The organism is Rhodovulum sulfidophilum DSM 1374 (genome assembly GCF_001633165.1).
Taxonomy (GTDB): domain Bacteria; phylum Pseudomonadota; class Alphaproteobacteria; order Rhodobacterales; family Rhodobacteraceae; genus Rhodovulum; species Rhodovulum sulfidophilum.
In genome coordinates, this window is the sequence record NZ_CP015418.1 from 4061949 (window position 1) to 4074472 (window position 12524).

Genomic DNA, 12524 nt, shown 5'->3' on the forward strand with positions numbered 1-12524 from the left:
GGGGTCTCAGAGCCTGGCCGCCGCGCGGCGCTCGCGCTCTTTCAGCGCGCCCCAGGCCAGCGCGAAGGCGATGGTGGCGAGGATGAAGAGAATGCCCAGCGCATTGACCGCGGGCGAGAGGCCGAAGCGCATCCGCGAACCGATCTCGGTCACCAGCGTATGCCGGCCGCCGATCGAGAACATGGTGGTGTTGTAATTCTCGAAGCTCTGCAGGAAGGCGATGACGGCGGCGGTCAGGATCGTGGGCTTCAGGAACGGCAGGGTGATCCGGCGGAAGGCCTGGAACGGCGTCGCGCCGAGATCGAGCGCGGCCTCCTCGAGGGCCGCGTCCTGGCGCTGCAGCCGTGCCATGAACATCAGCATGGTATAGGAGGCGATGAAGGTGGTCTGGGCGAGGATCGCGGTGAACAGCCCGGCGGCGACGCCAAGCCCGTTCCAGAAGATCGCCGTCGAGATCCCGAGGATGATGCCGGGCGTCAGCAGCGGCGAGACCATGGCGGTATAGAGAAGCCCCGCCGCCCGGCCGCCGAGCCGCCCCAGCAGCAGCGCCCCGGCCAGTCCCATCGGAATGGCCAGCCCGATCACCGCGCCCGCGATCAGGAGCGAGTTCATCAGCCCCGACCACATCCGTTGATCCTGCCAGAGCTCGGCGAACCAGCGCAGGGTGACCCCCTTCCAGACCGTGACCGAGGGCGGCGAATAATCGTTGAAGCCCGCCGCCACCATGATCGCGAGCGGCAGGAACATGTAGAGGAAGAACAGGCCCATATAAAGCCGCAGAACGAGGCCGCTGCCCTGCCGGGTCATTTCGCGATATCCCTCAGCCGGACCTTCAGAAGCCGCATCATCAGGAAGACGAAGCCGGTGCAGACCGCGAGCAGGCTGACCGCATAGGCCGCGCCGGTGTTCCATTCCGACGCCTGGAAGAAGCGGTTGTAGACGAGCTGCGCGAACCAGGGCGGAGCGGTGCCCCGGGTCATGATATAGGGCACCGAATAGGACCCGGCCGACAGCATGAAGGTCATGATGCAGCCGACCGCGATGCCGGGCCGGGCATGGGGCAGCACGATCCGGCGGTGGATCTGCCAGCTCTTCGCGCCGAGATCGCGGGCGGCCTCGATCTGGTTCATGTCCAGCGTTTCCAGCACGTTATAAAGCGGGAAGACCATGAACAGGATATAGGCATAGACCATCGCCACGAAGACGCCGGCGCCGCTTTCGAGAAAGGGCACCGGGCCGATGCCCGCAAGCCCCAGCAGCGCGTTGAGCGGTCCGCCATAGTTCAGGATCATCTGCCAGGCGAAGACCCTGAGCAGCTCGTTGATGGCATAGGGGATGACAAGCGCCAGCATGATCAGCGCGGCCCGGCGCGGCGGCTCGAGCTTGGCGATGGCGAAGGCGATCGGATAGCAGACCGCGAAGGCGATGGCGGTCACCGACAGCGCGGCCAGGATCGTCTTGGCGAAGATCCACAGATGCGCCCGCCCCATCTGCGCGTAATTCGACAGGGTCCAGGTCCGGACCGGGGTGCTTTCCTGCTCTTCCAGCGCGGCGATCCGGGCCGAAAGCGCGGCGCGCTCGGCATCGATCGCGGCCAACCGCCCAGGGCCATCGGCTGCGGCGCGGTCCAGCGCCAGCACGTCGAGGCGGTTGTAGAGCCGGTCGATCTCGACCGAGATCTCGGCCGCGCCGGCAGGACGCTCCATCTTCCAGAGCGAGCGTTCTATCATGATCGCCTGCGGCGCGGCGATCAGCCCTAGGATCCAGGTCCCGGCCAGCACCACCAGCAGCATGGCCAGCGGCGCGCCGAAGCTGCGCCTAAGCCGCGTCATCGGCCGTCTCGCCTTCGGGCAGGATCACGCCCGCAGCCTCGGAGAACCCGAGACGAAGCGGCCCCTCGGGCAGGCCTCCGGCACCTGCATTGACCCGCTGCACGGTCAGGGCCCCGGCCGGGGTCTCGACGATCAGGGTCGAGAAGGCCCCCTCCATGTCACGGCGCGCCAGACGGCCCCCGAGCGAATTGGCGGCGGTCTCGCCCGGGCCCAGCAGATGGATGCGCTCGGGCCGCAGGAACAGCACCGCCTCCTCGCCCATGCCAAGCCCGCCCGGGTTCTGCGCCAGGAAACTGCCGCCCGCGGTGGCGATCCGGGCGGTTGCGCCCCCGGCCTGTTCGATCCGGCCCGGCAGCCGGTTCATCTCGCCGACGAAGGTGGCAACGAAGGCGCTCGCGGGGCGGTCGTAGATGTCGTCGGCGCTGCCGACCTGCACGATCCGGCCCCGGTTCATCACCGCGACCCGATCGGACATGGTCAGCGCCTCGCCCTGATCATGGGTGATGTAGACGAAGGTGATGCCGGTCGCGACCTGCAGCTGCTTGAGCTCGGCCCGCATGTGCTGGCGCAGCTTGAGATCGAGCGCGGATAGCGGCTCGTCCAGCAGCAGCACCGCCGGTTCCACCGCCAGCGCGCGGGCGATGGCCACCCTCTGGCGCTGCCCGCCCGACAGCTCGGAGGGCAGCTTGTCGCCCTGCCCGCCCAGCGCGACCATGTCCAGCAGCTCGAAGGCGCGGTCACGGCGGCGGCGCCTGGCCCAGCCCCGCATCTCGAGCCCGAAGGCCACGTTCTCCCAGACGCTCATCAGCGGGAACAGGGCGAGGTTCTGGAAGATCAGCGCGGTCGGCCGCTCTGACGGGCCGATCCCGGCCATCGGCCGCCCGCCGATCCGGACCTCGCCCTCGGACGGGTCGAGAAAGCCCGACAAAAGCCGCAGGATCGTGGTCTTGCCGCAGCCCGAAGGCCCGAGGATCGAGAAGAACGCGCCCGCCTCGATGGCCAGGTCGGTGGGGTGTACGGCCTGGAAGCTGCCGAAGCGCACCGCGGCACCGGCAAGCGCGATATCCATTCCGCGGGAGGCTGGGGTCATGGCGGGCGGGTCCGGAAAAAAGGCAGGCGCGGGAGGCCCGGCCCCCCGCGCGTCAGGCATGCCGGTCAGGCGTTGGTCAGCTTCTCGGTATATTCCTCGCGCAGCGGCGAGATCCAGGGCGTGAACATCGGCCACCACCAGAGATTGTCGATGGCATCGCCCTGATAGGCGAAGTTGAAGGCCGCCTTCTTGGCCTCGGTCATGTGATCGGCCGCGCCCACGGCGGCCGAGTTGTAGCCGGTGGCATTCGAGAACATGCCGCCGATCTCGGGCGTCAGCAGGAAGTTGAGGAATTCATAGGCCTGATCGACATTCTCGGCCCCCGAGGGAATGGCGGCGGTGTCCATCCAGGCCAGCGCGCCCTCCTTCGGCGCGCCATAGCGCCATTTCGGATCGGTATCGGTATGCAGCCTGATGCCGGTGGTGTCCCAGGTCTGGCCGATGCTGCAGCCGCCATCGGTAAAGGCCCCGGTGGCCTCGGTCGCATTGTTCCAGAACGCGCCGATATTGCCGCGGTGCTTCTTCACGAAGGCGATGCAGGCATCGAAGACGCGACGGTTTTCCGCTTCCGAGCTGTAGATGTCCATCGCCCGGTTCGAGGGCACCTCGCCGATGGCGTCGAGATAGATCGCAAGGCTGGTCAGCACCGATTTCTGCCGCAGCGCGACCTGACGGTCGAGCCCATCGGCCCAGAGATGACCATAGGACAGCGCGTCCGGGGCGATATCATGGACGCTCGCATCCCAGGTGATGCCCTCGGTGCCCCAGTCGAAGGGCACCAGATAGCGCTTGCCGCGATGCGCGGCCCCCAGTTGCAGCGAGGACCGCCAGAGCGAGGGCTGGACCCGCTCGACCTTGAGCCTGGTCTCGTCGATCTCGGCCAGGAGGTTGCCATCGTCGTAATCGGGCCGGGTGTCGACCGAGGGGAACAGGATGTCGAACCCCTTGCCGCCCGAGCTGCGCAGCTTCGAGGTCGCCTCCTCGTTCGAACCATAGGTCGAGACATTGACCTTGATGCCGGTCTCACTGGTGAAGGCTTCGAGGATCTCGCCGGTCCGGAAATAGTCACCCCAGGCGAAGACATTGACCTCGCCCGACGAGGCCAGCGCCCGGCGCGCGATCAGAGGTGCGGCCAGCGTGGCGGCGCCGGTCGCCAGCACGGCACGGCGGGAAAGGGAGGGAACCGTCTTTGTCATCTCGTATCTCCTGACAGATCGAAGAGAACCGACCGCAGGATCGGCGGCCGTTTGCGACGCCGTTACACCCTCCATGTGACAGCCATATGCCATTTGCGTCAACGGCGCCGCCCTGCCAGGGCACCCGCCCTTCGGCGGGGTCCCGCCCGGCCGAGCGGAACGGTCCGGGCCGCCCTAGGCGCGGCGCCCGGGGCCCGCTATCCAGACCCCATCACGGAACGCGCGGAAAGGGAGGCCCGGACCATGACCATCGCAAGACGCCCGCTTCTGATGGGTCTTGTCGCCTCGGCCGTTTCGGCCTGCAACATGGGGGCGCCCCGGCCGGTCGCCAATCCCGGCTTCGAGGCCTGGCGCCGCAGCTTCCGGCCGCGCGCGGCAGCCGCGGGCATCACCCCCGCCACGCTCGACCGGGCGCTCGGGCGCGCGGGCTATCTTCCGCAGGTGATCGAGAAGGACCGCAACCAGACCGAATTCACCCGCAGCCTCGAGGATTATCTGGCCATCGCCGCCTCGGACGACCGGGTCGCGACCGGCCGGGCGATGCTGGCCCGCCATGCCCGGCGCTTTTCCGGGATCGAGGCCCGCTACGGTGTCGCGGCGCCGGTCGTGGCCGCGATCTGGGGGCTGGAAAGCCGGTATGGCGCGCGCCGGGGCGACATTCCGGTGGTCTCGGCGCTGGCGACGCTGGCCTATGACGGCCGCCGCGGCCGGTTCTTCGAGGGCCAGCTGATCGCGGCGCTGAAGATCCTCGACCGGGGCGACATCACCCCCGCCCGGATGACCGGAAGCTGGGCCGGCGCGATGGGCCATACCCAGTTCATCCCGACCTCCTATCTGGCCTATGCGGTCGATTTCGACGGCGACGGGCGGCGCGACATCTGGTCCGACGACCCGACCGACGCGCTGGCCTCGACGGCGGCCTATCTGCAGCGCTCGGGCTGGCAGCCCGGCCTGCCCTGGGGGATGGAGGTGCGCCTGCCCGACACGCTCGACCTTGCCCGGACCGGGCGCAAACGCAGGCAGGACGCGGCCGACTGGTCGGCCCTGGGCGTGACACGCCCCGATGGCCGTCCGCTGCCCCGCGCGGGCGCCACGGCAATCTTGGCCCCGGCAGGCAGGCAGGGTCCCGCCTTTGCGCTTTTTTCGAATTTCGAGGTGATCCTGCGCTACAACAACGCCGTCAATTACGGCATCGGCATCGGCCATCTGTCCGACCGGCTGGCAGGCGGGCCGCCGCTTTCGAAGGCCTTCCCGCCCGATGCAGCCGGCATGACGCTGGACGACCGCAAGGCGCTGCAGCGGCGCCTGACCGCGGCGGGCTACGATACCGAGGGGGCAGACGGGGTGATCGGCCCGAAGACCGAAGAGGCGATCCGGCGCTATCAGGCGCGGAACGGGCTGACGGTCACCGGGCGGCCCTCGCGCGCGCTTCTGACAAGGCTCGGCCGGACATGATGACGCCCGGTCGCAGGGCCGGGCGCGCCGAACCACGTCGAACGCGTGCTGCCAAGCCCTGCGGCGCTCGGTGATCTCCAGGCCGACATTCCGCTCGATATCGGTCAGTCATCATCTAAGGGTCATCATCTAATGGCGTTCGGCGCCGAACGGGTCGTCCACAGGCTGACGGTGTTGCCCGTCTCGCTGGTCACAAGGCGGTGCTGGCCTCGACACCCTGATCAGAGACCGCCGCACCCGGTGCGGGCACGCGGGCCGACACCAGCAAAACCGCCTGCCGCACTCGTGCCCCCTGCCGAAGGCGTCCCGCCCATCTCGGGCCACATCATCATCGCCTCCGTATCGTGGCTCGGCCCCGAACCCCGTCCGTCCTGCTGTCATCGCGCGGCGCAAGCTCGGCCCCCGCAAGTCCCGGATCGGACGACGGCAGATCGAGGCGTGACACGGCAGACGCGACACTCGCATAAGAGCGGGGCAATCGACCCGCAGGATGTCAATGCGTTCTTCCCCGGCCAAGGCCAGGAAAAAGACCGCCACGGCCATGCCAGACGCCAGGGATCGGATACACGGGCGCCCTCTCCGGCGCCGGCCATGAAGGCACCATGTCCCGGGATAACGCCCCGCCCTCGGCCTTCTGGTCGGCACGCCCGGATCCGCCATTCCGTCCATTTCCGACCGGAAAGATCCGGCAAGCCCGTCCTCCGGTCGCCCCGACCTTTGCCCCATCGACCCAAGGGCCGGGTCGGGCTATCCTTCACACAACCTGGAGGATATCGAATCATGCGTAGGCTCCACCTTAGCTGGCAGATCGTTCTCTGCGTGGGACTGATGCAACTGGCGGCGCTGGCGCTGGCGGCCTTGGTGCTTTTCCACAAGGCCCGGGAAGCGGTCGATGTCGAGATGGCGGCGGCCGAAGCCGGCGCCCGGGCGCAGGTGATCGCGGCGATGAACGCGGCGCTGCGCAACCTCCCGCCCGAACAGGTGATGGCCGAGCTGTCCGCAACCCTGGTCGAGCCGCGCCATGTCCGCATCGCGCTGGCCGATGCGCGATCCGGCGCCCTGCCGGTGGCACGGGCCGAAAGCCGACAGGCGCATGACGCCGCCCCCCAGCGCCGCCGCGCGCCGGGCTGGTTCCGGGAACTGGTGATGCCCGCCGAGCGCGAAACCCGGCTGTCGGTGCTGGCCAACGGCACCGATTACGGCTTCGTCTCGATCACCGCCGCGCCGCAGGACGAGATCGACGAGGTCTGGGAGGATGCCGCGGCGCTGCTTTGGGCGCTCGGGCTGGGCTTCGGCCTGACCGGGGTCTTGCTGGTCCTGCTGATCCGGCGCGCGCTCTCCCCGCTCGACATGCTGCGCCATGGCCTCGGCGCGCTGCGCGGCGGGGCGCTGACCACCCGGCTTCCGCAGGTGGCGACCCCCGATTTCCGGCCGCTGGTGGCCGGGTTCAACGCGCTCGCCCGCAGCCTCGCGACCAGCGAGGCCGACCGCGCCGCGCTTGCCCGCAAGATCGTCGAGATCGGCGATGCCGAACGCCGGACCATCGCGATGGAACTGCATGACGAATTCGGCCCCGGCCTGTTCGACCTCAAGGTCAGGGCCGGCGCCATCCAGCGCGCTGCGGCCCGGACCGGCGATGCGGCATTGCAGCGCGACGCCGCGACCATGAGTGCCATCGTCGACCAGATCCAGACCGCCAATACCCGCCTGCTGACCACGCTCCGCCCGATGACGGCAAGCCAGTTGCCGCTGGCCGAGGCGCTCGGCGACATGCTCGACGGTTTCCGCAGCACCCATGGCGATCTCGACTGGACGATCGACCTGCCCGAACACCTGCCCGAGACCGAGACGATCGTCGATCTGACCGCCTATCGCGTCCTGCAGGAGGGCGTGACCAACGCCCTGCGTCACGGAAAGCCGGACAGGCTTCGGGTCGAGGTGCAATCGCAGGACCTGCCGGGGCAGGCCGAGATCCTGTGTCTCACGGTCGAGGATGACGGCGTTGGCCTGCCCGCCCGCGCGGTCGAGGGCCGCGGGCTCACGGCGATGCGCGACCGAGTGGGCGCGCTCGGCGGAACGCTCGAACTGGGGCGCCGCCCGGGCGGCGGCACCCGGCTTTCGGCGATCCTGCCATTGACACGGAACACCTCGCCGCAATCCGAACCGGAGCCAGCCGGATGACGCCCGCGGCGTGATCGCCGACGGCCATCCGGTGCCTCATAACGGTTACCTATCGGCCTCGGGCAGCTTCTGCGTAGGCTCGGCCATGACAATATCCACATGGCGCGCGCCGACCGCGCTGCCTGCCGGGTGGCCGAAACCGGCCATCCCCCCCCCGGGCGGATCCTGTGCGACCTCGCCCTGCCCCGGGACTGGCGGGCTTGCCATGATCGTGCCGTAACTGGCCCGCGCGCCGGAGGCCCGGCCCCCGGTCTTCACCATGGACGAACAGACCGTCTTCGCGGTCGAGGCGCTGGAGGTGGGGCCGTGCGGCTTCCCGCCCAGAACTTTGCCCATAGAAGAGGTGCTCGGACCGGTTCGGATGCTGGAACGGGCAAGATCCACCCTTGGCACAAACTCGCGGTCTTGGTCTCCCCTGCGGCAGCCGCGGACCCGCGCAGCCACCGGGCTGGGGCAACGATCTGCGGTCGCGCGCCGAGATGCTCTGCATCACCGACGAGACCGGCTCGCAGATCAAGCGCAAGCTCGGCCCGGGCAACATGACCGACCTGATCCATCTGGCCATCGCGACCGGGCCGAGCACGGGCTCGACGGGGGCAAAGTCGCGCGGCCGGGCGACAGCGACCGGACAATGCACGGGCCATCCGCATGATCACCTCCATGACCGCGCCTCGGCGGGGCGCCGGGGTCGTGGGCTCCGTCGGGCAAGGGCTCTCTTCCCGAGGTCGAAGCGCCCGGCATCCGGGCGATGTCCGCGACGAGATCCGGCCCGGGCGCGGCCGGGTCGGCGGCGCGCGCGGGCCGATGCGGGAGGGACGATAGCGCCGGGGCAAAGGCCCGATTTTCGCTGGCATCCCGACGGTCAAGCGCCTAGGTCTGAGCCGAAATTATAAGAGGAGTCCTGCCCGATGCCCGGCCTGCGTCCCGATGTCGATCCCGACGGTCTGAGCGAGTTTTCCGTCGTTTTCACCGACCGCTCGCTGAACCACATGTCGGCCAAGTTCCAGACCGCCATGCGCGACATCTCGGAGATGCTGCGCGAGGTCTATGGCGCGGCCGAAGTGGCCCTGGTGCCGGGCGGCGGCACCTTCGCGATGGAGGCCGTGGCGCGCCAGTTCGCCACCGGGCGCCGCGCGCTGATCGTCCGCAACGGCTGGTTCTCCTATCGCTGGACCCAGATTTTCGAGGCGGGCGACTTCGCCGGGGAAACCACCGTGCTGATGGCCCGCCCCGCCGGCAATGCGGCCAAGGCGCCGTTCGCGCCTGCACCGATCGAGGACGTGACCGCCAAGATCCGCGAGACCCGCCCCGATGTGGTCTTCGCGCCCCATGTCGAGACCTCGGCCGGGATCATCCTGCCCGACAACTATATCGCCGCGATGGCGGCGGCCGCGCATGAGGTCGGCGCGCTGATGGTGCTGGATTGCATCGCCTCAGGCTGCATCTGGGTCGACATGCAGGCAACCGGCGTCGACGTGCTGATCTCGGCCCCGCAGAAAGGCTGGTCGGCCTCGCCCTCGGCCGGGATGGTGATGCTGTCGGCCCGCGCCGCCGAGCGGCTGGCCGATACCGTCTCGAATTCCTTCGCCATGGACCTGAAGAAATGGCGCGCGATCATGAAGGCCTATGAGGATGGCGGGCATGCCTATCATGCCACCATGCCGACCGATGCGCTGATCGGGCTGCGCGACGCCATGGCCGAGACCCGGACGATGGGCTTCGAGGCCGCGAGGCAGGCACAGGCCGAGCTGGGCCGGAAGGTGCGCGAGATGCTGGCCGCGCGCGGCTTCGCCTCGGTCGCCGCGCCGGGCTTTGCCGCGCCGGGCGTCGTGGTCTGCTATACCGACGACCCCGAGATCCAGTCGGGCGCCCGGTTCCGCGCCGAGGGCATGCAGATCGCCTCGGGCACGCCGCTCCAGGTCGGCGAGGGGTCCGATTTCCGCACCTTCCGGATCGGGCTCTTCGGGCTCGACAAGCTGGTCGACACCGACGCCACGCTGGCCCGGCTGCAGGCCGTCGTCGACCGGGTGGTCTGACCCTCTCGGTTCGGGCGGGGCGCGCACCCCGCCCGGCCCTGCCCGGTGACAGCGCCGTTCGAAACAGCGCAGCCCGGCCTGCGTTTCGACCCGGCGTCACCCGGGCACCGGCAATCTTTCTGTAACATTCGGCCGTTACCTCTGGGGCCACCAGAATCAAAGCCTGTTCTTAACGAGTTCAGGGAGGCGCCATGGCGCCTCCCACCGTCCGTCTGGGCGTTTTGCCCGAGACCGGCTATGTGCCGTTTGAATTTCGGGAAATCTTCTGCCCCACCGCGACAGGCGGGGGATCACCTGCGCGGGTAACGCGGTGTTCAACAGGAGCTCCGGCCATGACCGGCCGCGCCCGATCAGGCGCGGCGTCGCGGATGGGCCTCAGCCTTCCGCCGCAAGCTCGGCCTTGCGCTCCAGCCGCCGGGCATGCAGCACCGGCTCGGTATAGCCCGAAGGCTGCCTGCGGCCCTCGAAGACCAGATCGCAGGCGGCGCGGAAGGCCACGCCGTCGAAATCCGGCGCCATCGGCAGATAGGCCGGATCATCCGCATTCTGGCGGTCGACCACCTCGGCCATGCGGCGCATCACCTGGGCCACCTCGTCTTCGCTCACCACGCCATGATGCAGCCAGTTGGCGATATGCTGGGCCGAGATCCGGCAGGTGGCGCGATCTTCCATCAGACCGATATCGTTGATGTCGGGCACCTTGGAACAACCCACGCCCTGGTCGATCCAGCGCACGACATAGCCGAGAATGCCCTGCGCGTTGTTCTCGACCTCGCGCAGGATCTGCGCACGGCTCCATTTGCGGAAGGCCGCAAGCGGAATGTCTAGAATGCCGTCGACATGGGCGCGGCGCCCGCCCGCCTTCAGCCCGGCCTGGACCGCGAAGACATTGACCTGGTGATAATGCAGAGCATGCAGCGTCGCGGCCGTGGGCGACGGCACCCAGGCGCAGGTGGCGCCGGCCTTCGGATGCTCGATCTTGGCCGACAGCATCGCCGCCATCCTGTCGGGCATCGCCCACATGCCCTTGCCGATCTGGGCCTTGCCGGACAGGCCGCATTCCAGCCCGATATCGACATTGAGATTCTCGTAGGCGGTGATCCAGGACTTGCGCTTGATGAACTCCTTGCGGCTGAAGGGCCCGGCCTCCATCGAGGTATGGATCTCGTCGCCGGTGCGGTCGAGAAAGCCCGTATTGATGAAGGCCACCCGGTGCTTCGCCGCGCGGATGCAGTCCTTGAGATTGACCGAGGTCCGGCGCTCCTCGTCCATGATGCCGAGCTTGACGGTATAGCGCGGCAGGCCCAACAGCTCTTCGACCCGGGTGAAGGTCTCGTCGGCGAAGGCGACCTCTTCGGGGCCGTGCATCTTGGGCTTGACCACATAGATCGAGCCCGCGACCGAGTTCCGCGCGCCCTCGGTCTTCTTCAGGTCGTGGATGGCGATCAGCGCGGTGATGGCCGCGTCCATCAGCCCCTCGAACACCTCCTGGCCCGCGCCGTCGCGGATCGCGGGATTGGTCATCAGATGGCCGACATTGCGCACCAGCATCAGCGCCCGGCCCTTGACCGTGCAGGGCGTGCCGTCGGGGGCGACAAAGTCGAGATCGGGCGACAGCGCCCGGGTCACGCGTTCGCCACCCTTGACGAAGTCGGTGGACAGTTCGCCCCGCATCAGCCCCAGCCAGTTGCGATAGGCGACGATCTTGTCGGCGGCATCGACGCAGGCCACCGAATCCTCGCAATCCATGATCGCCGAAACCGCGCTTTCCAGCCGGATATCGGCCAGCCCCGCCTGATCGCGGGCGCCCACCGGATGGGTGCGGTCGAAGACCAGCTCGACATGCAGGTTGTTGTTCTTCAGCAAAACCGCTTCGGGAGCACGCGGATGGCCGCGATAGCCCGCGAATTTCGACGGATCCTCAAGCGGATGGTCATCGATCAACAGCGCGCCGCCCTGGACGTGGTAGCGCCGGGCATCGGCATGGCTGGTGCCCGCGACCGGGAAGGCCTCGTCGAGAAAGACCCGGGCGCGCGCCACCACCCGGGCACCGCGGCCGCGGTCATACCCGCCCGCAGGCGCGGGGCCGCCCATCGCATCGGTTCCGTAAAGCGCGTCGTACAGGCTGCCCCAGCGCGCATTGGCCGCGTTCAGCGCATAGCGCGCATTGGTGATCGGCACCACCAGCTGCGGCCCGGGCACCGAGGCGATCTCGGGGTCGAGCCCCGCGGTCTCGATCTCGAAATCCTCGCCCTCGGGCCGCAGATAGCCGATCTCTTCCAGAAACGCCTTGTAGGCCTCGTGATCGTGCGGCGCGCCGCGGCGGGCCTGATGCCAGGCATCGATCTGAAGCTGCAGCTTCTCGCGCGTTTCCAGAAGCGCACGGTTCTTCGGCGTCAGGTCGTGCAGAAGCTCCGCGAAGCCGGTCCAGAACCTGTCGGGCGAGATCCCGGTCTCGGGCAGCGCCGCCTCCTCGACGAAGGCCGCCAGATCTGCCGCAACCTCGAGCCCGGCCTTCGACACATATCCCGCGCCTGCACGTCGTTCCGTCACAGCCGTCTCCTTCCCTGTTTGTCCCCTCCAGCTCAGACCAATTCCGGGCCGGTTTGACAAGTCCTCTCGCCCCGACCTGTCCAGCCCGAAGATGCCGCGCCATGCGGCAATGCCACGCCAGCCACGATCGGGTCCCGCCCGGATACCGGGCGCCGTCTCCGCCGGGAGCCGCATGGGCCCC

Annotated in this window: 9 protein-coding genes; 3 read left to right on the forward strand and 6 right to left on the reverse strand. The window is 68.7% G+C overall.

Annotation, left to right across the window (positions count from 1 at the left end; all coding sequences use genetic code 11):
* Positions 1-6 precede the first annotated feature (6 nt).
* From A6W98_RS18770 to A6W98_RS18785, 4 genes are all read right to left on the reverse strand, one after another.
* A complete protein-coding gene (locus A6W98_RS18770; RefSeq protein WP_042464240.1) occupies positions 7-807 on the reverse strand; it encodes an ABC transporter permease in 801 nt (266 codons plus the stop codon).
* Positions 804-1832 (reverse strand): ABC transporter permease, encoded by a 1029-nt coding sequence (locus A6W98_RS18775; protein WP_042464242.1) that lies wholly within the window; start codon positions 1830-1832, stop codon positions 804-806. The genes A6W98_RS18770 and A6W98_RS18775 overlap by 4 nt, the downstream gene beginning before the upstream one ends.
* Entirely contained in the window at positions 1819-2922 is a 1104-nt protein-coding gene (locus A6W98_RS18780) for an ABC transporter ATP-binding protein (RefSeq protein WP_042464244.1), read from the reverse strand. The genes A6W98_RS18775 and A6W98_RS18780 overlap by 14 nt, the downstream gene beginning before the upstream one ends.
* A gap of 65 nt (positions 2923-2987) precedes the next feature.
* A complete protein-coding gene (locus tag A6W98_RS18785) occupies positions 2988-4118 on the reverse strand; it encodes an extracellular solute-binding protein (protein WP_042464246.1) in 1131 nt (376 codons plus the stop codon).
* Between the two features lie 243 nt (positions 4119-4361).
* On the opposite strand from A6W98_RS18785, the gene A6W98_RS18790 reads away from it, so the two are divergent.
* The gene (locus A6W98_RS18790) at positions 4362-5573 is read left to right on the forward strand and encodes a lytic murein transglycosylase (RefSeq protein WP_042464248.1); all 1212 of its coding nucleotides are present in this window, start codon (positions 4362-4364) and stop codon (positions 5571-5573) included.
* A gap of 780 nt (positions 5574-6353) precedes the next feature.
* Positions 6354-7754, forward strand: coding sequence for an ATP-binding protein (locus A6W98_RS18795; protein ID WP_081252003.1), 1401 nt, complete (start codon positions 6354-6356; stop codon positions 7752-7754).
* A 45-nt stretch (positions 7755-7799) separates the two neighbouring features.
* On the opposite strand, the gene A6W98_RS18800 is transcribed toward A6W98_RS18795, so the two are convergent.
* A complete protein-coding gene (locus tag A6W98_RS18800; RefSeq protein WP_063491334.1) occupies positions 7800-8090 on the reverse strand; it encodes a hypothetical protein in 291 nt (96 codons plus the stop codon).
* 572 nt (positions 8091-8662) lie between these two features.
* Here A6W98_RS18800 and A6W98_RS18805 point away from each other — a divergent pair.
* Positions 8663-9790, forward strand: a complete 1128-nt coding sequence (locus tag A6W98_RS18805; protein ID WP_042464254.1) for an aminotransferase class V-fold PLP-dependent enzyme — start codon at positions 8663-8665, stop codon at positions 9788-9790.
* A 375-nt stretch (positions 9791-10165) separates the two neighbouring features.
* On the opposite strand, the gene A6W98_RS18810 is transcribed toward A6W98_RS18805, so the two are convergent.
* Positions 10166-12343, reverse strand: a complete 2178-nt coding sequence (locus tag A6W98_RS18810) for a malate synthase G (RefSeq protein ID WP_042464256.1) — start codon at positions 12341-12343, stop codon at positions 10166-10168.
* Positions 12344-12524 lie beyond the last annotated feature (181 nt).